Origin of the sequence: Thalassococcus sp. S3, assembly GCF_004216475.1 — a bacterium.
Classification (GTDB): Bacteria; Pseudomonadota; Alphaproteobacteria; order Rhodobacterales; family Rhodobacteraceae.
This window is the reverse complement of the sequence record NZ_CP022303.1, coordinates 4714677-4735477: the sequence shown is the minus strand read 5'-3', so window position 1 is coordinate 4735477 and position 20801 is coordinate 4714677. Positions and strand designations below refer to the sequence as shown.

General features: G+C 59.7%; 22 protein-coding genes. 10 read left to right on the top strand and 12 right to left on the bottom strand.

Annotated elements, in window-relative coordinates; translation table 11 throughout:
• Positions 1–9: 9 nt before the first annotated feature.
• Both dnaK and CFI11_RS23045 read right to left on the bottom strand, forming a co-directional pair.
• Positions 10–1926 (bottom strand): molecular chaperone DnaK, encoded by a 1917-nt coding sequence (dnaK, locus tag CFI11_RS23050; protein WP_130409824.1) that lies wholly within the window; start codon positions 1924–1926, stop codon positions 10–12.
• A gap of 213 nt (positions 1927–2139) precedes the next feature.
• Positions 2140–2919, bottom strand: a complete 780-nt coding sequence (locus tag CFI11_RS23045; RefSeq protein WP_130409823.1) for a MipA/OmpV family protein — start codon at positions 2917–2919, stop codon at positions 2140–2142.
• Positions 2920–3057: 138 nt separating this feature from the next.
• Here CFI11_RS23045 and CFI11_RS23040 point away from each other — a divergent pair, with 138 nt between their 5' ends.
• The gene (locus CFI11_RS23040; protein ID WP_130409822.1) at positions 3058–3657 is read left to right on the top strand and encodes an alpha-ketoglutarate-dependent dioxygenase AlkB; all 600 of its coding nucleotides are present in this window, start codon (positions 3058–3060) and stop codon (positions 3655–3657) included.
• On the opposite strand, the gene CFI11_RS23035 is transcribed toward CFI11_RS23040, so the two are convergent.
• Both CFI11_RS23035 and CFI11_RS23030 read right to left on the bottom strand, forming a co-directional pair.
• Positions 3654–4286, bottom strand: coding sequence for an SH3 domain-containing protein (locus CFI11_RS23035; protein ID WP_130409821.1), 633 nt, complete (start codon positions 4284–4286; stop codon positions 3654–3656). The two genes, CFI11_RS23040 and CFI11_RS23035, sit on opposite strands and share 4 nt — an antisense overlap.
• Positions 4283–5104, bottom strand: coding sequence for an ABC transporter permease (locus tag CFI11_RS23030; RefSeq protein WP_130409820.1), 822 nt, complete (start codon positions 5102–5104; stop codon positions 4283–4285). The genes CFI11_RS23035 and CFI11_RS23030 overlap by 4 nt, the downstream gene beginning before the upstream one ends.
• A 122-nt stretch (positions 5105–5226) precedes the next feature.
• On the opposite strand from CFI11_RS23030, the gene cysQ reads away from it, so the two are divergent.
• The 9 genes from cysQ (at position 5227) to CFI11_RS22985 (ending at position 15479) form a co-directional block, all read left to right on the top strand.
• The gene (gene cysQ, locus CFI11_RS23025) at positions 5227–6024 is read left to right on the top strand and encodes a 3'(2'),5'-bisphosphate nucleotidase CysQ (protein WP_130410131.1); all 798 of its coding nucleotides are present in this window, start codon (positions 5227–5229) and stop codon (positions 6022–6024) included.
• Entirely contained in the window at positions 6024–6824 is an 801-nt protein-coding gene (locus CFI11_RS23020; RefSeq protein WP_130409819.1) for a 3-deoxy-manno-octulosonate cytidylyltransferase, read from the top strand. Before cysQ ends, CFI11_RS23020 begins: the two co-directional genes overlap by 1 nt.
• Positions 6821–8053, top strand: a complete 1233-nt coding sequence (locus CFI11_RS23015) for a glycosyltransferase family 2 protein (RefSeq protein WP_130409818.1) — start codon at positions 6821–6823, stop codon at positions 8051–8053. The genes CFI11_RS23020 and CFI11_RS23015 overlap by 4 nt, the downstream gene beginning before the upstream one ends.
• Positions 8054–8202: 149 nt before the next feature.
• Entirely contained in the window at positions 8203–9099 is an 897-nt protein-coding gene (gene galU, locus CFI11_RS23010) for a UTP--glucose-1-phosphate uridylyltransferase GalU (protein WP_130409817.1), read from the top strand.
• A 14-nt stretch (positions 9100–9113) separates the two neighbouring features.
• Entirely contained in the window at positions 9114–10097 is a 984-nt protein-coding gene (gene galE / locus CFI11_RS23005; protein ID WP_130409816.1) for a UDP-glucose 4-epimerase GalE, read from the top strand.
• Positions 10057–11286, top strand: coding sequence for a glycosyltransferase (locus CFI11_RS23000; protein WP_130409815.1), 1230 nt, complete (start codon positions 10057–10059; stop codon positions 11284–11286). The genes galE and CFI11_RS23000 overlap by 41 nt, the downstream gene beginning before the upstream one ends.
• Before the next feature lie 129 nt (positions 11287–11415).
• Positions 11416–12345: a glycosyltransferase family 2 protein gene (locus CFI11_RS22995; protein WP_371687457.1), complete on the top strand. Its 930-nt coding sequence runs from the start codon at positions 11416–11418 to the stop codon at positions 12343–12345.
• Positions 12342–14039: a beta-1,6-N-acetylglucosaminyltransferase gene (locus CFI11_RS22990; RefSeq protein ID WP_130409813.1), complete on the top strand. Its 1698-nt coding sequence runs from the start codon at positions 12342–12344 to the stop codon at positions 14037–14039. The genes CFI11_RS22995 and CFI11_RS22990 overlap by 4 nt, the downstream gene beginning before the upstream one ends.
• A 6-nt stretch (positions 14040–14045) precedes the next feature.
• A complete protein-coding gene (locus CFI11_RS22985; protein WP_130409812.1) occupies positions 14046–15479 on the top strand; it encodes a nodulation protein NodH in 1434 nt (477 codons plus the stop codon).
• On the opposite strand, the gene CFI11_RS22980 is transcribed toward CFI11_RS22985, so the two are convergent.
• The 8 genes from CFI11_RS22980 to CFI11_RS22945 all read right to left on the bottom strand — a co-directional run bounded on the left by CFI11_RS22980 (position 15476) and on the right by CFI11_RS22945 (position 20720).
• Positions 15476–15940, bottom strand: coding sequence for a PTS sugar transporter subunit IIA (locus CFI11_RS22980; protein WP_130409811.1), 465 nt, complete (start codon positions 15938–15940; stop codon positions 15476–15478). The genes CFI11_RS22985 and CFI11_RS22980 overlap by 4 nt on opposite strands.
• Before the next feature lie 56 nt (positions 15941–15996).
• Positions 15997–16560: a ribosome hibernation-promoting factor, HPF/YfiA family gene (hpf, locus tag CFI11_RS22975; RefSeq protein ID WP_130409810.1), complete on the bottom strand. Its 564-nt coding sequence runs from the start codon at positions 16558–16560 to the stop codon at positions 15997–15999.
• A gap of 261 nt (positions 16561–16821) precedes the next feature.
• Positions 16822–17580: an LPS export ABC transporter ATP-binding protein gene (gene lptB, locus CFI11_RS22970; protein WP_130409809.1), complete on the bottom strand. Its 759-nt coding sequence runs from the start codon at positions 17578–17580 to the stop codon at positions 16822–16824.
• 5 nt (positions 17581–17585) lie between these two features.
• Entirely contained in the window at positions 17586–18068 is a 483-nt protein-coding gene (gene lptA / locus CFI11_RS22965) for a lipopolysaccharide transport periplasmic protein LptA (protein ID WP_174843520.1), read from the bottom strand.
• Positions 18069–18080: 12 nt separating this feature from the next.
• Positions 18081–18680 (bottom strand): LPS export ABC transporter periplasmic protein LptC, encoded by a 600-nt coding sequence (gene lptC, locus CFI11_RS22960; protein ID WP_130409807.1) that lies wholly within the window; start codon positions 18678–18680, stop codon positions 18081–18083.
• 11 nt (positions 18681–18691) lie between these two features.
• Positions 18692–19654 (bottom strand): SIS domain-containing protein, encoded by a 963-nt coding sequence (locus CFI11_RS22955; RefSeq protein WP_130409806.1) that lies wholly within the window; start codon positions 19652–19654, stop codon positions 18692–18694.
• Complete coding sequence (locus CFI11_RS22950; RefSeq protein ID WP_130409805.1) at positions 19651–20265, bottom strand: ribonuclease D; 615 nt, start codon at positions 20263–20265, stop codon at positions 19651–19653. The genes CFI11_RS22955 and CFI11_RS22950 overlap by 4 nt, the downstream gene beginning before the upstream one ends.
• A gap of 77 nt (positions 20266–20342) precedes the next feature.
• The gene (locus CFI11_RS22945) at positions 20343–20720 is read right to left on the bottom strand and encodes a cupin domain-containing protein (protein ID WP_165390386.1); all 378 of its coding nucleotides are present in this window, start codon (positions 20718–20720) and stop codon (positions 20343–20345) included.
• Positions 20721–20801 lie beyond the last annotated feature (81 nt).

Here is a 20801-nt window from a genome sequence, read left to right as displayed (position 1 = left end):
GGTCATGCCTTAGGCACGCTTGTTGTCGTCCAGATCTTCGAATTCGGCGTCGACAATATCGTCGTCGTCGCGCGGCCCATCCGCCGGCGCCGGTTCGTCATCGCCGTCTTCCTGGCTGGCCTTATAGATCGCCTCGCCCAGCTTCATGGCCGCTTCGGTCACGTTCTGGATGCCGGACTTGATCTTGTCGGCGCTCGCATCCTCCTTTTCGAGGTCGTCCTTGAGTGCCGCGATGGCCAATTCGATCGCTTCGATCGTGGTCGGGTCGACCTTGTCGGAATGCTCTTCCATCGACTTTTCGGTCGAGTGGATGAGGCTTTCGGCCTGGTTTTTCGCCTCGATCAGCTCGCGGCGTTCCTTGTCGGCCTCGGCGTTTTCCTCGGCGTCCTTGACCATCTTTTCGATGTCCTCGTCGCTGAGGCCACCCGATGCCTGGATCGTGATCTTCTGCTCCTTGCCGGTGCCCTTGTCCATCGCGCCCACCGACACGATGCCGTTGGCGTCGATGTCGAAGGTCACTTCGATCTGGGGCAGGCCGCGCGGAGCGGGCGGGATGTTTTCAAGGTTGAACTGGCCGAGGATCTTGTTGTCGGCGGCCATTTCACGCTCACCCTGGAAGACCCGGATGGTCACGGCGTTCTGGTTATCTTCGGCGGTCGAGAAGATCTGAGACTTCTTCGTCGGGATCGTCGTGTTGCGGTCGATCAGGCGGGTGAAGACACCGCCCAGCGTCTCGATCCCCAGCGACAGTGGGGTCACGTCCAAGAGGACCACGTCCTTGACGTCGCCTTGCAGAACGCCCGCCTGGATGGCGGCGCCCATGGCGACGACCTCGTCGGGGTTCACGCCTTTATGCGGCTCTTTGCCGAAGAATTTGGTAACTTCCTCAACCACTTTGGGCATGCGGGTCATACCGCCAACGAGGACCACCTCGTCAATGTCCGATGCCGACAGGCCGGCGTCTTTCAGCGCGGCCTGGCACGGCTTCATCGACGCCTTGATCAGGTCGCCCACCAGCGATTCCAGCTTGGCGCGGGTCAGCTTCATGACCATGTGCAGCGGCGTGCCGGACTTGGCGTCCATCGAGATGAACGGCTGGTTGATCTCGGTCTGGCTGGAGGAGCTGAGCTCGATCTTGGCCTTCTCCGCTGCCTCTTTCAGGCGCTGGAGGGCCATCTTGTCCTTGGTCAGATCGACGCCGTTTTCTTTTTTGAACTCATCGGCAAGGTAGTTGACGATGCGCATGTCAAAGTCTTCACCACCTAGGAACGTGTCGCCGTTGGTGGATTTCACTTCAAAGAGGCCATCGTCGATCTCGAGGATGGTGACGTCGAATGTACCGCCGCCAAGGTCATAGACCGCGATGGTCTGCGTGTTCTCTTTATCAAGACCGTAAGCCAGCGCCGCGGCTGTCGGTTCGTTGATGATCCGCAGCACTTCGAGGCCCGCGATCTTCCCGGCATCCTTGGTGGCCTGACGCTGGGCGTCGTTGAAATAGGCAGGCACGGTGATGACGGCTTGCGTCACCTCTTCGCCGAGATAGCTTTCGGCGGTTTCCTTCATCTTGCCGAGGATGAAGGCGGAGATTTGGGACGGCGAATACTTCTCACCCTTGGCTTCGACCCATGCGTCGCCATTGCCGCCGTCCATGACGGCGAAGGGGAGGTTCTTCTTGTCCTTGGCCAGGTCCGCATCGTCGAACCGGCGTCCGATCAGGCGCTTGACTCCGAAAATCGTGTTGTCGGGGTTGGTCACGGCCTGCCGCTTGGCGGGCTGGCCGACGAGGCGTTCATCATCGGTGAAGGCCACGATGGAGGGCGTTGTCCGCGCCCCTTCGGAATTCTCAATCACGCGCGGCTGGGAGCCGTCCATGATGGCGACGCAGCTGTTTGTCGTCCCCAGGTCGATACCAATCACTTTGGTCATGTGTTCGATCCCTCTTTATAACAAGGCGATTACCCGAGGCGCAGACCCATTGCGGCATCCTTGCCCCGATCCATGTGTGCGAAAGACATAGGTCTCTCGCGCTCCACGGGTATATAAGGAGGGAGATTTCGGCCTGCAAGCATTACGACGCGCCCGATGCAGGCGCGTCTGGGTGCAACTTTCGACCAATTTTAGGCAGCTTTGGCGATTGCCTCAGTTGAACGTATAGACCAGCCCGAATCCCACCGACACTTGCTGATCATCGCCCCCATTGGTGACGATGGGGCTGTCGGCGGCATCGCCTTGCAGGACGGAAAAACTGGCCAATCCGACGGCAGACAGGTTGTCGTTGATCTCATATCCCGCCGACAGACGAACACCGCTCTCAAAGATCCCGCCATCTGCGCGATAGGCGGGCAAGCCGGATCCGGGGGCGACACCGTAGAAGGTGTTGTTATAGCTGTCGTCGCCAAAGGTCGCAAAGAGGCTCGCGCCGAATTGCCAGGGGCCTGTGCTGTGGCGGATACCGCCCGACAGCTCGGTCACCAGACCGTCATGACCCCCATCGACTCCTTGCAGCAATGCCAGCCGTCCGGTGGCCATCGTGCCGCCTCGCGCGCTTTGGGCGATGGGAAAGGCCGCTTCCAGAAAGCCGCCCAGCTCGAAGGTGCCGTCAATCTCTGGCAGGGCGGCGACGGCGGGGTTGTCGATGTCGCCCGGATCGCGCCCGTCGCTGTACCGCAGCAATGGCCCTGCGCTCAGCAGGCCCGGCCCGATCAGGTCAAGTTGCAGCCCAAGCCCGTCGGGGATCGTTCGCAGTCCGATCCGGTCATTTCGGTAGGCGATAAAGGGAAGTGCTTCGGTATCGTCATCGGCAGACCCGGAATATTGCGGCGTGTTTATCGCTCCAAGTCCGATGCTGAATTCCTGGGCCTGAGCGGTCTGGGCGCCCATCAGCGTTGCAGTGCCAAGGGCGAGGGAGAGATGTCTCATGCGTTGATCCTGTATTGAAGCCCGGTTTTGCTTTATGCGACGTCCCGTGCGGAGAGCCTGCGCTCCGGGGACGTAAGGTCAACGCGCGGTCCGGCCGGTTCCGTCGCACTACTATCGGGCAGGGGAGGGCTGGTTCGAATGCCGCTGATGATCCGGGGGTTCAAGCTGCACCAGAGCTTTCTGGGTGTCGAGGCGCAGCGCGGCATGCTGGAGGATATCCGCGCAGTGGTCCGTGCAGCCCCTTTTTTCAGCCCGATGACACCTTACGGCAAGCCCATGTCGGTCCGTATCACGGCAGCCGGGCAATATGGCTGGTTTTCGGACAAGACCGGCTATCGCTATGTCGAGACGCACCCTGCTGGCACGCCCTGGCCCAAGATCCCGGCATCGATCCGGGCGGTGTGGGATTCGGTTTCGGGCGTGGAACGCGCGCCGGAATGCTGTCTGATCAACTATTACGGCGAGGGCACGAAAATGGGCCTTCATCAGGACAGGGACGAGGCGGATTTCGCATGGCCCGTCGTATCCATATCGCTGGGCGATGAGGGCTTGTTCCGGATCGGCAACACCACGCGCGGCGGCAAGACGGAATCGGTCTGGCTGCATTCGGGCGACGTGATGGTGATGGGCGGGCCGGCCCGGCTGACCTATCACGGGGTGGACCGGATCCGGTTCGGCTCGTCCAGGCTGCTGCCCAAGGGCGGGCGGCTGAACCTGACCTTGCGCGTGGTGACCTAAGGTCCGCTCAGGCTGCAGCAGCCCGACAAAAGCCGCGCATCGGAAAGATCGCCGATCAGAAGGTCGATGTGAATGCCATAGCTTCGGTCGGACATCCCGTCGGAGCATTGGCCAAGGCGCAGCATCGCTGCGATCTCTGCCGGGCCGATCTGACCGACGGAGGACACCTGCCCCACCAAAGCATGGCGGTCACGTCGGTTTTGTGCAGGCCAGTGGCCGGTGATCAGGCCGCTCTGCTCCGGCAGATCGGGCGTGCTGAACTGCGCCGCCTTCTCTTTGTCATAAGAGAAGGACCAGAACGGTTCGGTCCCCGAGCAGAAAAGCGGTTGTGGCAGGGCCCCCAACCATTGGCCGGGCTGGCGGGTGAGAAAGCGCAGGCTGACCCAGCCGGTCCCCTCGCCGGTATTCACGAGGCCCCAGGTTTCCGCGTCGTTTGGAGATATGACCTCGATATCCCGATCCGACGGGCCCAACGATCCGATGATATCGGAGCTTGCATCAGGGGCGGAGCGAATGTTCAGAACATCGTCGTCCGCGACACCGGAGACGTCGAAGAGCGCGGGCCATTGATCTTGCGTGGCCCAGGCCGGAGCGGCAAGACACAAAAGGAGGATGAGAAGCCCCCTCATCTCCGGGCGTACCAGCTCGCCGAGGTGTTTTTGCGCGTATAGAATTCGCCCATCAGGCCGATCATCAGGAGGATGACGCCGACCCACATCGCGTATTCCCAACTGCTGTAGCGGGGGTTGTAATTGATAAAGGCGTAACCGCGCGACTGGTCGATCGCGTGAAAGAGCGGGTTCCAGTCAAACAGCGCCAGCATAAAGCTGGGCAGCGTATTGGCCACGAACATCTTGCCCGACGCGATCATGTTCGCGCGCTGATAGATCTGGGTGAAGACCGATACGGCCGTGGGAAACCAGGGCTTGATGGCCAGAAGTAGCACACCCAGCGCGGCGCCGGTGAACCAGGCAACCATCAGCATCGCGAATGTGCTTGCCGGATCTTCAAACTCGATCGGCGTGAAGATCACGTGATACCCGAAAAGGATCACAAAGAGCGAAAGCAACTGAATATAAAGTGCGCCAAAGGCCGAAGACAGGATCGAGATGACCGTGTTCATCGGCGCATGCTTCATCATCGGGCTTGCGGGCCCTTCCGAGGCGACGACGGCGGCCAACGTCTTTACGTGGGTCATGTAAAGAAAGATGCCGGTCATGATGTAGAGCAGGAAATCACCCCGGATCGCCGCGCTGCGCAGGCCCAGAACGGTGAACATGATGTAGAAGGCCAGTACGAAGATGACGATCTGCAGCATGTTGGTGAGCACAGCCATGAATGCATTGCTGTGAGATTTCCGAACGTTGCGAACGATGGAATGATATACGAGCTCGAATATATTGACCGCGGCACCGAAGCCGGATTGCCGTCTTCTGGAATCGAACATGACCCTCGTGACCCTGTGACGCTGCCAATTGTGACACGGAATTCTTGCGGTTCCGTTAGTTGCGCAGCATAAGCGGCTTTGCCCGATATTTCAATGAACTGAAAGAAATGGAGATTGACCGGATGACCTATGAGGCACTTATTCCCGTGATACGACGCCTCGCGCTTGAGGCAGGCGACAAGATCATGGAGATTTACGAGGCCGATGATTTCGATGTGAAGGTCAAGTCGGATGATAGTCCGGTCACCGCCGCGGACGAGGCTGCGGATGCTTTGATCTCGGATGGGCTGAAAGCCGCGTTTCCCGACGTGATGCTCGTGACCGAAGAGCAGTCCGCCTCGCACAAGGAAACAGGCGATACATTCCTGATCGTCGACCCTCTGGACGGCACCAAGGAGTTTATTCATCGGCGCGGGGACTTCACGGTGAACATCGCGCTTGTCGAAAACGGCGTGCCGACGCGCGGAGTTGTTTACGCGCCGGCCAAGGGGCGGATGTTTCTGACCCTCGCCGATGGCAGCACGGTCGAAGAAAAAGGTCCCTTCAACCCCGAAGAGATGGGAGAGGCCAGCAAGGTCACCGTCTCACAGCCCGACAATGCGGGATTGATGGTCGTGGCCAGCAAATCTCACCGCGATCAGGCAACTGATGACTATATCGGCAAATATAGTGTGAAAGACATGACCAGCGCAGGGTCCTCGCTGAAGTTCTGTCTTGTTGCGACCGGAGAGGCGGATCTCTATCCGCGTCTGGGCCGCACGATGGAATGGGACACGGCCGCAGGTCACGCGGTGCTGGCGGGTGCGGGCGGGCAGGTTGTCCGCTTTGACGATCAGACGCCACTGACCTACGGCAAAGAAGGATATGCCAACCCCTTCTTCATCGCCTATGCGCCGGGTGTGGAGCTTAAGCCCGCCTGATGTCCGTCCTTATCGTCATCCCGGCCCGTTTTGCCTCCTCCCGCTACCCCGGAAAGCCGCTTGCGGAATTGACCGGTGCGAAGGGGCAAAAGGTCAGCCTGATTGAGCGCTCCTGGCGCGCGGCACAGGCCGTCAGCGGCGTGGACCGGGTCGTGGTGGCGACAGACGATCAGCGTATCCAGGACGCATGCCAAGCCTTCGGGGCGGAGGTTGTCATGACCTCCCCCACCTGTGCCAACGGCACGGAACGATGTGCCGAAGCACACCAGGTGCTCGGCGGCGGGTTTGACATCGTCGTCAATCTGCAGGGCGATGCGCCGCTTACGCCCCACTGGTTTATCGAAGATCTGGTGACGGGACTGGTGAATGCCCCGGAAGCCGGCGCCGCGACGCCGGTTCTGCGCTGCGATGGGGCGGCATTGGCCGGATTTCTGGCGGATCGAAAGGCGGGCCGCGTCGGCGGCACCACCGCTGTCTTCGATCAGTCCAACAGGGCACTTTATTTCTCGAAGGAGGTTATTCCCTTCACCACAGAGACCTATGCCGACACCGCCCCCACGCCGGTCTTTCACCATGTCGGTGTTTACGCCTTTCGCGCGGACGCGCTGGCTGCCTATCCCGGCTGGGACGTTGGCCCGCTGGAAACACTCGAAGGGCTTGAGCAACTGCGGTTCATGGAAAGCGGGCGCAGCATCCTCTGTGTGGAGGTTGAGGCACGGGGCCGGCAGTTCTGGGAGTTGAACAACCCCGAAGACATCCCCAAGATCGAGGCCATGATGCAGGCAATGGGATTGGAATGACGTCCCCTCCGGTCAGCGTGGTCGTGGTCAGCCGTGGCCGGCCTAAAGCGCTGACACGGTGTCTGACGGGTATTTCTCAGCTTCTTTACGCGCCGTTCGAAATCATCGTGGTTGCCTGTACCGAAGGGCTTCGTGCGGTCAGACGTCTGCCGATTGCGGATGATCTCAAACTGGTTGTGTTCGACGAGGCCAACATATCCCAGGCGCGCAACATGGGCGTGGCGGAGGCCGCCGGCGAGATCGTCGCTTTCATAGATGACGACGCGGTGCCGGAGCCTGCGTGGCTCACTTACCTGATTGGCCCGTTTTCAGACCCTGACGTCAGCGCGGTCGGTGGTTTTGTGCGCGGCCGAAACGGCATTTCCTGGCAATGGCAGGCACAGTCGGTCGACCACACAGGAGAGACCGCATCGCTTGATGTCGATTCGCATCGCGCCACGATCCTGACCGCGCAACCCGGTCAGGCCGTGAAGACGGAAGGCACCAACATGGCCATCCGCCGGTCGATTCTGGCTGAGATGGGCGGTTTCGATCCTAACTTTCACTATTTCCATGACGAGACCGATCTGAACCTCCGCCTTGCCGCGCGCCGCTTGCAGACCGCCATCGCGCCTCTGGCCGAGGTGCATCACGGGTTTCAGGAAAACGCGATACGCACCCGATCAAGGGTGCCGAAGGATCTGCATCAGATCGGGGCAAGCTGGGCTGTGTTTTTGAACAAGCATTGTCCCGAGGACATGCGCTCCGAGATCTGGATAGCGATTCGCCGGCGTGAACGGGCGCGCGCGCTTCGGCATATGGTGACAGGCGCTTTGGAACCCCGCGATGTCGGCAGATTGATGCGCAGCCTCGACGCCGGACATGCCGAAGGTCTGACGAGACCGCCCATAGCGATGCCTGCCCTGCCCCGATCGGCGACCGCGTTTCAGCCTTTCCCTTCTAACACGAAACGACAGCATGTTGTGCTGGCAGGGCGATCCTGGTCTGCCGCACGCCTTCGCGCCGAGGCCAAGGCCCATGTTCAGGCGGGACGGATCACAACGCTGTTTCTCTTTTCGCCGACCGCCTTGTTTCATCACGTTGTTTTCGAAAGCGACGGATATTGGTGCCAAACCGGGGGAACATTCGGGAGGAGTTTGCGAAACGATCCGCTGTTTCGCTTAACATCGTTCACAAGACGCGTCCGTCGCGAAAAGAGGCGTTATTGCACTATGCGCGGAACTGCGTAATTATTGAGCACTTATTGGCGCGATTCCGCTGCGCATGCGCGCACTTCACATAGAAATATCTGTGTGAGTACATGCAATCCGGGAACCGTGTGTGTATAGGGTGAATTTGAATGCTGACGGCTGTCAGCGATATTTGATTGAGGTTGAACATGCGTAAAAAGCTTACCAAAGCCATTTTTCCGGTTGCTGGGATGGGAACACGGTTCCTGCCCGCTACGAAGTCTGTCCCGAAAGAGATCATGACCCTGGTCGACCGGCCGCTTGTTCAGTACGCCATCGACGAGGCGCGTGCTGCCGGGATCAAGGAGTTCATCTTTGTCACCTCACGCGGCAAGAGCGCGCTGGAAGACTATTTCGACCATTCCCCCATCCTTGAGCAGGAGCTTGAGCGTAAGGGGAAAACGGATCTGCTCGAAACGCTGCAAGACACCAATATGGACAGCGGCGCAATTGCCTATATCCGGCAGCACAAGGCGCTGGGCCTGGGCCACGCGGTGTGGTGCGCACGTCGGCTGATCGCGAACGAACCTTTCGCGGTGATCCTGCCCGATGACGTGATCGCGGCTGAAAAGCCTTGTCTCGAACAGATGGTGGAAGCTTACGAAGAAACCGGTGCCAGCATGGTTGCAGCCATGGAAGTGCCGCCGGAGAAGACCTCGTCCTACGGTATCCTCGATGTTCAAGAGGACATGGGATCCATCGTGTCGGTCAAAGGCATGGTCGAGAAGCCGAAAGCGGAAGACGCGCCCTCCAACCTCGCGGTGATCGGACGGTATATCCTGACACCTGCGGTTCTGCGCAACCTGAATAAAAAGAAGACCGGCGCTGGCAATGAAATCCAGTTGACCGATGCCATCGCCGAGGAAATCGGCAAGGAAGATGGCGGCGTTTACGGATATCGCTTCCGGGGCCAGCGTTTTGACTGCGGTTCCAAGGCAGGGTTCCTGCAAGCCACTGTGGCCTTTGGCCTGGCGCGGGATGATCTGCGGGAAGACTTGTCGCGGTATCTCAGCGAAATCGTCCAAATCGACAAAGCAGCACAATAGAATAACGGTACAACGTGACGCATGTTCTCGTGACAGGTGGCGCGGGCTATATCGGCTCGCACGCCTGCAAGGCCTTGAAAGCGGCGGGCTACGTGCCCGTCACCTATGACAATCTCATCACCGGATGGCAGGATGCCGTAAAGTTCGGCCCGTTCGTGCAGGGCGACCTCACTGATCGCGCCACGCTCGATGCGGCGTTCGCGGAATATAAGCCGATTGCGGTGATGCATTTCGCGGCGCTCAGCCAGGTGGGCGAAGCGATGAAGGAGCCAGGCAAGTACTGGCACAACAACGTCACAGGCTCTTTGAGCCTGATCGAAGCGGCGGTCGCAGCGGGCTGCCTTGATTTCGTGTTCTCTTCGACCTGCGCGACCTATGGCGAGCACGACAATGTCGTGCTGGATGAAGAGACGAATCAGGAGCCTTTGAATGCTTACGGCGCCTCGAAGAAGGCGATCGAAGACATATTGAAGGATTTCGAAGCAGCCTATGGCCTGCGCCATGTGATCTTTCGGTATTTCAACGTGGCCGGTGCCGATCCGGAGGCCGAGGTGGGCGAGTTCCATCGGCCGGAAACGCATCTGATTCCACTGATGCTGGATGCGATCGAGGGAAAGCGGGATGCCCTGACAGTGTTCGGGACAGATTACGAGACGCCTGACGGCACCTGTATCCGCGACTACGTTCATGTCTGCGATCTGGTTGACGCGCATGTTCTTGGCCTGAAATGGCTGGAAGAGGGAAAGGGGAGCCGGGTGTTCAATCTGGGCACGGGAAGCGGCTTTTCGGTGCGCGAGGTGATCGACCATTCCCGGGCGGTCACGAATCGCGACGTTCCGTATGTCGAAGGGCCCCGGCGTCCGGGCGATTGCACGAAGCTGGTTTCGGGTTCTGTGCGCGCGGTCGAAGAGCTGGGCTGGACACCAACGCGCTCTACGCTGCATACCATGATCGAAGATGCATGGAGATGGCACCAAGCTGGCCATTACGACAAATAGACCCAAGGCCCGTCTGCTGGATCTGACGCGGCTGATCCGACGGGTGGGCCGGGTATTGACCGGGGTCGATCGTGTTGAGTTGGCCTATCTGGTTCACCTGCAAAAAGACCCGGTCCCTCTTTACCTGATAGCACGGACGCGGCTGGGCTATGTCCTCGTCGGACCAGATGGCGCGAAAGCTCTTGCTGAGCGGCTGACCGGAGACGCCGCATGGGGCCCTCCCGATCTGATTGAGCTTCTTGGCCTGGGCCGCCGGGCCGAGGCCGATCTGCGCCGTTTTGCCTGCGCGCGGGCGGTGCCGGGGCGTTTGCGGGCGATGCTCGCGCGGCATCTGCCGGATGGCTTTGCCTATCTCAATGTCGGGCACAGCAACCTGACAGAGCGCATGCTGGGTGCCGTCCAGGAATGCGGTGGCCGCATAGCGGTCCTATTGCATGATGCGATCCCACTGGATTTCCCGCAGTTTCAGCGCCCCGGAGTACCAGACGCCTTTCGCGCCAAGCTGCAGCGCGTCCGGCGCTGTGCTGACCTGATCCTCTATAACTCCGAGCACAGCCGGGACCGGGCTGAGGCGCATATGAGCGCTTGGGGAGATGTCCCGGACAGCGCGGTCGTTCCGTTGGGCATTGATGTACCGCGCCTTGATCCCGGTGCGGTTCCAGCGGCGCTGGACCTTTCCGATCCCTATTTCGTGACCGTGGGCACGATCGAGCCACGCAAAGGGCATGACCTTTTGCTCGACGTTTGGGACGATCTCGGCGAGGACGCGCCGAGGCTTTTTGTGTGCGGCGCGCGGGGATGGCAGAATGAAGCTGTTTTTCGCCGACTTGATGCGCTTGGACCGGCGACCCGGGTGACCGAATTGTCCGACCTGCCCGACGGCGCCGTTCACAGTCTGGTCGCGGGCGCCAGAGCTTTGCTTTGCCCCAGCCTTGCCGAAGGCTACGGTTTGCCGCCTTTGGAGGCACTTGCAGTGGGGACCCGACCCGTCTGCCTTGAATTACCTATCTACCGGGAAACAATGGGCGATATTCCCGTTTACGTAAAAGAAACAGACCGTTATCTATGGAGAAACGAAATACAGCGCTTGATGGGGGCGCCAAAAGAACAGGACAGCATTGAGTGGCGCGCGAGGTTTCAGCCGCCGAGTTGGGACAAGCACTTCAACACCGTGTTAACGTTGACCTGATAAGCGCATAGCAAAGCAGGAACACCGAGGTAAAAAAGGGCAAGGTTTTTGGGCGTTTGGCAGTCCTATCGCCTCAGGCTTCAACGTAAACGCTGGCGCATCCGTGCGATCCGTAAGCGGCGCGAATTGATGCCGATTGCCGACCGGACCGATGGCATCCAAAGCGGCGATATCCTGCTATTCTCGACCATGCGTAACGAACGGGTACGCCTGCCTTACTTCCTGAAATACTATCGCGACCTCGGCGTTAATCATTTCCTGATCGTGGACAATGACAGCACCGATGGCGGTCTGGACTATCTCAAGTCGCAGCCGGACGTGTCGGTCTGGCATACCAAATCCGGATACAAGCGTGCCCGCTTCGGCGTGGATTGGTTGAATTGGCTGCAGATGCGCCACGCGCACGGACACTGGTCGCTGACCGTGGACCCGGATGAATTCTTCATCTACCCGTTTTGCGACACACGCCCATTGCGGGCGCTGACCGACTGGCTCGACGCCTCTTCCATCAAGTCCTTCAGTGCCATGCTGCTCGACATGTATCCCAAAGGGCGTCTGGACGAGCAGCCCTATCGCGAGGGCCAGGATCCGATGGAGATCGCCTCCTGGTTCGACAGTGGCAATTACACGATGCGGCGTAACAAGCGGTACGGCAATCTGTGGATTCAGGGCGGGCCGCGCAGCCGTGTCTTCTTTTACGACAAACCCCAACTGGCACCCGCGCTGAACAAGATCCCGCTGGTGAAATGGGACCGGCGTTACGCTTACGTCAGCTCAACCCACATGCTGTTGCCGCGTGGTCTGAACCTCGTCTACGACGAATGGGGGGGCGAGAAGGCGTCAGGCATCCTGCTGCACACAAAGTTTCTGGACACCTTCAATGCCAAGGCAAGTGAGGAGTTGAACCGGAAGCAGCACTACTCCGCCTCGGTCGAATACAAGGCCTATGCAGAGACCCTTCGCGATGACCCGGAATTGTGGTGCAAGTGGTCAGAGAAATACATCAACTGGCGTCAACTTGAGATCCTGGGGCTTATGTCCAAGGGGAACTGGGCATGACCGTCGGGATCGTGATGCTGGTTCATACCGCGCTGCCCCGGGCAGAGCAGGTCGCGCGCCATTGGACGGCCAATGGGTGCCCGGTTGTGTTGCATGTCGATGCGAAGGTGCGCCGCGATGTCTTTCAGGCGTTTCGCAAAAAGCTGTCCAATGACCCGCTGATCACATTCTCAAAGCGCTATCGCTGTGAATGGGGCACCTGGGGGATCGTCGCGGCCTCTCAGCAGGCGGCTCATCAACTGCTTCAGCAATTCGGCGCGGTCAATCACGTCTATCTCTCCTCCGGCTCCTGTCTGCCGCTTCGGCCGGTGCAGGACATGGTGGATTACCTCGCAGCCCGCCCGCAAACCGACTTCATCGAAAGCGCCACGACCGCCGATGTGCCCTGGACGGTCGGCGGCCTGGATGAGGAACGGTTCACACTGCGCTTCCCGTTTTCCTGGAAGCGGCAGCGCAAACTCTTTGACATCTATGTGCGGCTGCAACGGCGCCTTGGGCTCAAGCGTCGCCTGCCGCAGGGTCTTGTGCCCCATATGGGCAGCCAATGGTGGTGTTTGACGCGCCAGACGCTTTTGTCGATCCTCGAGGATCCGCACCGGGAAACATACGACGGATACTTTCGCAAGGTCTGGATCCCGGACGAAAGCTATTTCCAGTCCCTCGTGCGCATTTATTCGACCAACATCGAAAGCCGGTCGCTCACGCTCTCGAAGTTCGATTTTCAGGGTAAACCGCATATCTTCTATGATGACCATCTGCAGCTGCTGCGTCGGTCGGATTGCTTCGTGGCGCGCAAGATCTGGCCTCATGCCGATCGCCTCTACCGCGCATTCCTGACGGAGAACGCAACAGAGTTGAAACGGACGGAGCCCAACCCGGGCAAGATCGACCGCATCTTTGCCAAAGCGGTGGAGCGGCGAACGCGCGGACGGCCGGGTCTTTACATGCAAAGCCGGTTCCCCAACCTCGATTGGGAAAACGGAGTGACATGCGGTCCTTATTCGGTTTTTCAGGGCTTCACGGAGCTTTTCGAGGACTTTGAACCGTGGTTGGCGAAAGCCACGGGGACACGGGTGCATAGCCATATTTTCGATCCGGATCGCGTGATGTTCGCGGGCGGGCAAACCATGATCAACGGGTGCCTCAGCGACAGTGCCGCCAGCAGGGATTATGACCCCAAGGCGTTCCTGACCAACCTGATCTGGAACACCCGCGGGGAACGCCAGTGCTTTCAATACGGTCCGACGGACAATCAAAAACCCGCATGGATGATGGCCCGCGATCCCAACGCGCAGATTTCGGTGATCACGGGTGCATGGGCGGTTCCCCTGTTTCGGGCGAGCAATAATTTTGCCGAGTTGAGGGCGCAGGCCGCGGATCTGCAGAGAATCGAGAACAAGCATCTGTCGGTGTTACGCGGGCCGGGCACCAAGGCACGGATCCGCATCTGGACGATGGCGGAATTCGTCGAGGCGCCGATGGAGCCGCTTCAGAACATTCTGGACGAAATCGGGGTGGTGCAGAACAGACGCCTGGCCGAAGCTCCGAAAATGGTGGATCTCAGCGGATTTGGCCAATTTTTGCAAAATCTGAAGAATCAGGGCATGCACCCCTATCTGATGGGAGATTTTCCCGTGGACACCGCTCCGCTGCATCAGGAACAGCCGAAGCAGAAGCCCTATTTGGTCAAATAAGACACCATGCCCGACTTTGACTATTTCGTTGTGTTTGCCGAGATGCGGACCGGGTCCAATTTTCTTGAGACCAATTTAAATGCATTCGTTGGGCTGCGCTGCCTGGGAGAGGCGTTCAACCCGCATTTGATGGGCTATCCGGGGCAAGAAATGATCCTCGGGGTCAGCCAGGCTGAACGGGATCACGATCCCCAACGGCTGCTGACCCGGATCAAGGCGGAGCCGGGCGTTCTGGCCGGTTTCCGGTATTTTCACGATCACGACCCCCGCATCCTTGATCGGATGCTGGATGATCCACGCTGCGCCAAGATCATCCTAACGCGTAATCCGCTGGACAGCTATGTGTCATGGAAGATCGCGCAAGCGACGGGCCAATGGAAACTGACCAATGTGAAAGCCCGGAAAGCCGCAAAGGTTTCCTTTGACGGTGACGAGTTTGCCGAGCATGTGCAGACGTTGCGGGATTTCCAGGTTCGTCTGCTGAACCGTCTGCAAGTTAGTGGACAGACGGCATTCTACGTTCCCTACGAAGATCTGCAGAGCGTCGAGGTGATGAACGGACTTGCGCGCTGGCTGGGCGTGGATGAAACGCTTGATGCGCTTGATAAAACGCTTAAGCGGCAAAACCCGGCGCCGGTCGAAACCAAAGTCGAAAACCCCGAGGAGATGGCGGCGGCGCTGGCGCGCCTTGATGTCTTCAATATATCCCGCACGCCGAATTTCGAACCCCGCCATGGTCCGGCGGTGCCGTCTTATGTCGCGGCGGCGCGCACGCCGCTGATCTACCTCCCTGTGAGGGGCGGACCCGAGGCGCAGGTCAGGGCCTGGCTGGCGGCGCTGGATCAGGTGGACGAAGGCAACTTGATCACCAAACTGAACCAGAAGGATCTGCGGCAGTGGAAGCGCCGGCATGTCGGGCATCGCAGCTTTACGGTGCTGGCCCACCCGGTGACGCGCGTGCATCGCGCGTTTTGCCGCAGAATCCTGTCTACCGGGCCGGGCAGTTATGCGCAGATCCGGCGGACCCTGCGGCGGCGTTACAAATTACCGATCCCCGAAAAAGAGCCGGGCCCGGACTGGACGCTTGATGCCCATCGCGCGGCTTTTACGGCTTTTGTCATGTTTTTGAAGGCCAATCTGGCGGGTCAGACGGCCATGCGGGTCGACGCGACCTGGTGCACCCAATCCCAGGCGTTACAGGGGTTTGGCGATTTCGTCGCCCCCGACTTCGTCTTGCGGGAAGAAACGCTTGGTACGGGGCTGCAGATTGTGGCTGCCGATGTGGGATGCCATATCCAGCCCGACCTTGGAGCGTCGGAGGAAGAGACGCCATTCACGCTGGACGCGGTTTACACTGACGAGATCGAAGCGCTGGTCAGCGATGTCTATCAGCGCGATTACATGATGCTCGGGTTCGGAGCCTGGCGCCAGGGTGGTTAGGCGGCCTGTACGGACTGACCTTCGGTCAGAATGGCATAAAGCGTGGCGGGATCTCTATTCGCCCTCAACTTCGAACACAGCTTGGAATCGCGCAGTGTGCGCGACACAAGCGCCAATGCCTTGAGGTGATCGACGCCGGCATCCTCGGGGGCGAAAAGGGCAAAGGCGATATCGATCGGCTGACGATCGACTGCGCCAAAGTCGATGGGCCGTTCGAGAAGAACGAAGGCGCCGATCACGTCAGATGTCGCCGCGATGCGGGAATGGGGCAGCGCCACGCCGTGGCCGACACCGGTTGGCCCCAGGCTTTCCCGGTCAAGAAGTGCGTCCACCGTTGCAGACGCGCTGAGACTATATGCACTCTCGACCAGCTCGCCGATATCCTGAAACAGCCGCTTCTTGCTCGACACCGCGGACAATACCTTGACGGCCTCAGGTTTGAGGATATCGGACAGGTTCATACGAGAATGCTCCATATCGGCGCCCGCTGGGGCGGGCACCGCTTTCCTATTGCTCTTTACGGGTCGATCCAGCCGATATTGCCGTCGTCGCGGCGGTAAACCACGTTTAACCCGTCTTTGCCTTCGTTTCTAAACACCAGGACCGGGGCGCCTGCCAGCTCCATCTGCATCACCGCCTCGCCCACAGACAACGACTGTATCTGCGTTTCCATCTCGGCGACGATCATAGGTTGGAGCGTGTCTGGCTCGGCATCCTCGGCCACATCTTCAGCGGCGAGGATATACGAGGACGCTCCGAAAAGTTCAACAGGTTCCGCGCGCTCGCGGTGATGGTCCTTGAGCCGGCGTTTGTAGCGCCGCAGCTGCTTTTCCATCTTGTCTGAACAGCCGTCAAATGCGGCATAGATTTCAGTGGCATGCGCCTTTGCCTGCGCGGTCAGGCCTGTCGAAAGGTGTACCGTTGCCTCGCAGACATATTCATGCGCGGATCGGGAAAATACAATATTGGCGTCAGTTGGTCGCTCGGCATATTTCTGAACCACCGACCCAAGCTCTGTCTTGACGTGAGTCTGCAGAGCTTCGCCGATATCAATCTGTTTTCCACTGATTTGGTAGCGCATGTGATCTCCTTCGCATTGATCACCCGTCCGTTGCCCGTGTTCTGTCCGGGCTTGGAGCTAGTGTTGGGTGACTGTCATGGGCCTGCTGCAGGTTTGCATCTGACCCCGTCCTTCCAACAAAAGGTCGCTGAGTTCAGATGCAAGGGGCAGCATGGTCGCCATAGTGATATTGGAGCCGACAGGTGCCCTCTCTGTCAATGAAAAGCGGGTCTTGCGCGTTTGGATAATGCGCGGGATTTCACGCGTTTTACGCACCCGGCGTTAACTGATGCGAAAGTTTTCACCCAGATAAACGCGCCGGACATTTTCGTTCTCGACAACCTCTTGCGGGGTGCCGGACATCAGAACCTGACCATCATGCAGGATGTAGGCGCGGTCTACGATTTCAAGCGTCTCACGCACATTGTGGTCTGTGATCAGAACGCCGATACCCCGTTTCTTCAGATCCCCGACCAGATGCCGGATATCATTGACGGAGATCGGATCGACGCCGGCAAAGGGCTCGTCCAGGAGCAGATACTTTGGATCAGCAGCCAGGCATCGCGCGATTTCCACGCGCCGACGTTCCCCGCCAGAAAGGGCCAGCGCTGGCGCACGGCGCAAATGCTCGATGGAGAAATCGGACAAAAGCTCTTCCAGCCGCTCGCGCCTTTTGTGACGATCGTCCAGGGCGACATCCAGGATGGCCGAGATATTGTCCTCGACGCTCAGGCCGCGAAAAATCGACATCTCTTGCGGAAGATAGCCGATGCCCAGACGGGCGCGGCGATACATCGGCAAAGTGGTGACGGTATGCCCATCAATGGTGACGCTGCCGGCTTCAGGAAAAACGAGCCCCGCAATCGCGTAAAAGGTCGTTGTCTTCCCCGATCCGTTGGGACCCAGCAGGGCCACGACTTCGCCGCGGTCCAGTTTCATGGTGACATCCCGGATCACCATCTTCTTTCGGAACGACTTGCGCAGCTTTTCCATGCGCAGGCCGCCCTGGCCTTCGGTCACATGTAAGCTGGGTGTCGTCATGTCCTTCAATCACCTGTCTGCAGGATCGTTTTGACGCGGCCCACCATCTGCGCGGTGCCTGATGTTAAGTTAACGGTCATGCGGTCGGCTGCCAGCGCGCTTGGCCCCTGGGTCAGCAGGACATTGCCGGTCATGACGATGACACCGCTGTCTATGGTGTAGTCGGCGCGTTCCGCTTCGGCGGCATCCGGCCCGCTGACCAGCGTCACGCCGCCTGTTGCCTCCATCCGTTCGATCCCACGACCGCCTTCGGTATAGATGACAAGCACGCGTTGCGCGGCAAGACGCATCTCTCCCTGCCCAATCAGCACGTTCCCGGAAAACACGGCCTGTCCGGTGCTTTGATCCACGTCCAGCGTGTCCGCGGTCACCTCCACCGGCAGGCTTGGATCCGCGCGGAGCGATCCGAAAGAGACCTGAGCGTTTTGTGCGAATGATGAAACCGCTGTGAGCGTCAGGCAGAGAAGGCCCAAAAACAATGCACGCATGTAATTCACAGGTTATCTTTCTTGCAGTTTCGGGTCGTATATCAGCTTCACGCCGTTTTGAAAAAGCAAATGGACGTTTTCAGTTTCGCTTTTTGCCGTAATCCGCATTTGCCCTGCGTCAAATCTTCCCATCGGGCCGGTTCCAAAAACGGGCCCGGGAGTGGCGGCATCAATCTTGTCTAAGGCGCTATGTAGGGTGTCGGTCGTAATCTCGAAACCCGTCGAGGTGACGATTCGCACCGCGCCATCAAAGGTCACGCGGTCTTCCGCAGGGTCTATCGTCCCCTCCGTGGCTGTCAGCGTGATGTCGGCCCCGTTCGACAGTCTGATGCGGCCCGACAGGTTCTCTGCGCCGGGCAGGCTTCCACCGACACCGGGCCGTGCGCGTTCTGCCGTGACCATGACCTCCTCCCCGTTCGGGGTGACGCCGGAAAAGAACGGTGCGGTGATCTGCTGATCGCGCAGCCGGTTCTCGATATCGGCTTCGGAGAATGGGATGATCGCATCCTCGTCCGCCCCACGCGACAGCAGGAAAAGCGTCGAGAGGATGGCGAGCGCTGCAAGAGGCAGCACCACCTTGAAAATGGCGACAATGCGGGAATAGCCGTCCATCCCGCCCCCGATCAGCCCAATCCGACGCGAAGGCAGTCGTGGATATGGATCAAACCCACCGGAGGCGCATCGGCCGCATCGACCACGAAGAGACAGGTGATGCGTGGTTTGGGCATGGTCATCAGCCCCACAGCCTTTTCTGCCAGAGCCTCGGACTCGACGGTCCGGGGATCACGGGTCATGACCTCTTCGACGGTGCGGTCCAACAGGCCGGTCATGTGGCGGCGCAGGTCGCCGTCGGTGATGATCCCCTCCAGCGCGCCGCTGGCATCGGTGACGCCGACAACGCCAAAGCCCTTCTCGCTCATGGTGAGAAGCGCATCGCTCATGCTTGTGCCCAGCGGGGCCAGCGGCAACTCGTCGGCCCCGTGCATCAGGTCCCGCACCCGGCTGAGCTGTGCGCCCAGCTTGCCGCCGGGATGGAATTCCCGGAAATGCTCGGCTGTGAAATGGCGATGCTCCATCAAAGCGACGGCCAGTGCATCGCCAAGCGCCAGCGTCATCGTGGTCGAACAGGTGGGCACAACGCCGGTGCCGCAAGCCTCGGACAATTGAGGCAGGGGCAGCACGATGTCGGATTGACGGGCCAGCGTGCTCTCCATCCGGCTGGTCATGCCGATCAGCGGGATATCGAAGCGGCGCGCAAAGATCAGAAGGTTCGCCAACTCGGGCGCCTCGCCTGAATTGGAGATTGCAAGAACCGTATCGGCGCTGGTGATCATACCCAGATCGCCGTGGCTCGCTTCTGCCGGATGCACGAAATGCGCGGGCGTGCCGGTGCTGGCCAGGGTCGCCGCGATCTTGCGGGCGATGTGGCCGGACTTTCCGATGCCGGTGACGATCACGCGGCCCTTTGTGTCCAGAAGGCGCGCAACGGCGGCATCGAAACGGTCGTCAAGCGCGCCGCCCAGCGTGTTCAACGCGGCCGCCTCCGTTTCGATCACCCGGCGGGCGGTATCCTGATAACCGCTCATGAATGGGCGAAGATATCGGTTTCAGGCCAGCCCGCGAGGTCGAGTTTCGCACGCATGGGCAGGAAATCGAAACAGGCCTGTGCCATCTCCGTCCGGCCCTCGCGCGCCAGCCGTTGGTTCAATTCATCGCGCAGGGCGTGCAGATGCAGAACATCCGATGCGGCATAGTCCAGCTGCGCCTCGGTCAATTCTGCAGCACCCCAATCGCTCATCTGCTGTTGCTTCGAGATATCGAGGCCCAAAAGCTCTTGCGTGAGGTTCTTGAGCCCGTGCCGGTCGGTATAGGTGCGCACCAGCCGGCTTGCGATCTTGGTGCAATAGACCGGCGCCGTCAGCACGCCAAATGCGTTCAGCATGGCGGCGATATCGAACCGGCCAAAGTGAAACAGCTTGAGCACATCGGGATTGGCCAGCATCGCACACAGGTTCGGCGCCTCGGTCTGGCCGATGGCGACCTGCACGATATGCGCATCACCGTCGCCCCCGGACATCTGAATCACGCAGAGCCTGTCGCGATGCGGGTTCAGACCCATCGTCTCGCAATCAATCGCCACAACGGGCCCTAGGTCGAGCCCATCGGGCAGGTCGTTCTTATAAAGATGGTTCGCCACGCGCCGATCCTTTGCCTTGATCGGCTCGAGATACGGTCTTTGACCGATAAACTCAACGGGGGCGCGTGGCGGGTGCGCTATGTTCCGGCGACGACGACAAATTTCTTGAACGGCGCATGGATGGTCCAGCGGGTGCGCATGCCCTTGGACCAGCTTACGATATCGCCCACGCCAAAGCTGTGCGTCTGACCGGTGTCCAGATCTTCGATATCCACCGATCCTTCGAGCACCACAAAGGTCTCATCGCCCAATTGCGAGCTGTAGACGGGGCTTGTCGTATCCTCGGCGACACGCCAAAGCCCGACGGCAAGCACCTGACCGGAGGAACCCTCCATCCGGACGGTCGTGATCTCTCCGAAGGCCTGCGCGCCGGTATCGGGCTCTTCGTAGTGAAACGGCTCGAACCCTTCCATGTCGAGCTTGCCGGTCTGAAACCGTTTGACGATCGCATCCATGTCGAAACCTCCCTTATCTCCTTCGATGGACACCAGATTGGACTCGAATCCGGCACCAATGTTACCGTCAGGCGCATGATT

Bases quoted from the DNA above. Each gene is read 5' to 3' on its own strand.
- CFI11_RS22995 (WP_371687457.1), top strand. From the start codon at position 11,416: ATGCCGATTGCCGACCGGACCGATGGCATCCAAAGCGGCGATATCCTG.
- lptC (WP_130409807.1), bottom strand. From the start codon at position 18,680: ATGGACGGCTATTCCCGCATTGTCGCCATTTTCAAGGTGGTGCTGCCT.
- CFI11_RS23045 (WP_130409823.1), bottom strand. From the start codon at position 2,919: ATGAGACATCTCTCCCTCGCCCTTGGCACTGCAACGCTGATGGGCGCC.
- galU (WP_130409817.1), top strand. From the start codon at position 8,203: ATGCGTAAAAAGCTTACCAAAGCCATTTTTCCGGTTGCTGGGATGGGA.
- CFI11_RS23015 (WP_130409818.1), top strand. From the start codon at position 6,821: ATGACGTCCCCTCCGGTCAGCGTGGTCGTGGTCAGCCGTGGCCGGCCT.
- CFI11_RS22985 (WP_130409812.1), top strand. From the start codon at position 14,046: ATGCCCGACTTTGACTATTTCGTTGTGTTTGCCGAGATGCGGACCGGG.
- CFI11_RS23040 (WP_130409822.1), top strand. From the start codon at position 3,058: ATGCCGCTGATGATCCGGGGGTTCAAGCTGCACCAGAGCTTTCTGGGT.
- CFI11_RS22990 (WP_130409813.1), top strand. From the start codon at position 12,342: ATGACCGTCGGGATCGTGATGCTGGTTCATACCGCGCTGCCCCGGGCA.
- hpf (WP_130409810.1), bottom strand. From the start codon at position 16,560: ATGCGCTACCAAATCAGTGGAAAACAGATTGATATCGGCGAAGCTCTG.
- CFI11_RS23035 (WP_130409821.1), bottom strand. From the start codon at position 4,286: ATGAGGGGGCTTCTCATCCTCCTTTTGTGTCTTGCCGCTCCGGCCTGG.
- CFI11_RS22980 (WP_130409811.1), bottom strand. From the start codon at position 15,940: ATGAACCTGTCCGATATCCTCAAACCTGAGGCCGTCAAGGTATTGTCC.
- CFI11_RS23000 (WP_130409815.1), top strand. From the start codon at position 10,057: ATGCATGGAGATGGCACCAAGCTGGCCATTACGACAAATAGACCCAAG.
- lptB (WP_130409809.1), bottom strand. From the start codon at position 17,580: ATGACGACACCCAGCTTACATGTGACCGAAGGCCAGGGCGGCCTGCGC.
- CFI11_RS22955 (WP_130409806.1), bottom strand. From the start codon at position 19,654: ATGAGCGGTTATCAGGATACCGCCCGCCGGGTGATCGAAACGGAGGCG.
- dnaK (WP_130409824.1), bottom strand. From the start codon at position 1,926: ATGACCAAAGTGATTGGTATCGACCTGGGGACGACAAACAGCTGCGTC.
- CFI11_RS23030 (WP_130409820.1), bottom strand. From the start codon at position 5,104: ATGTTCGATTCCAGAAGACGGCAATCCGGCTTCGGTGCCGCGGTCAAT.
- cysQ (WP_130410131.1), top strand. From the start codon at position 5,227: ATGACCTATGAGGCACTTATTCCCGTGATACGACGCCTCGCGCTTGAG.
- lptA (WP_174843520.1), bottom strand. From the start codon at position 18,068: ATGCGTGCATTGTTTTTGGGCCTTCTCTGCCTGACGCTCACAGCGGTT.
- CFI11_RS22945 (WP_165390386.1), bottom strand. From the start codon at position 20,720: ATGGATGCGATCGTCAAACGGTTTCAGACCGGCAAGCTCGACATGGAA.
- CFI11_RS23020 (WP_130409819.1), top strand. From the start codon at position 6,024: ATGTCCGTCCTTATCGTCATCCCGGCCCGTTTTGCCTCCTCCCGCTAC.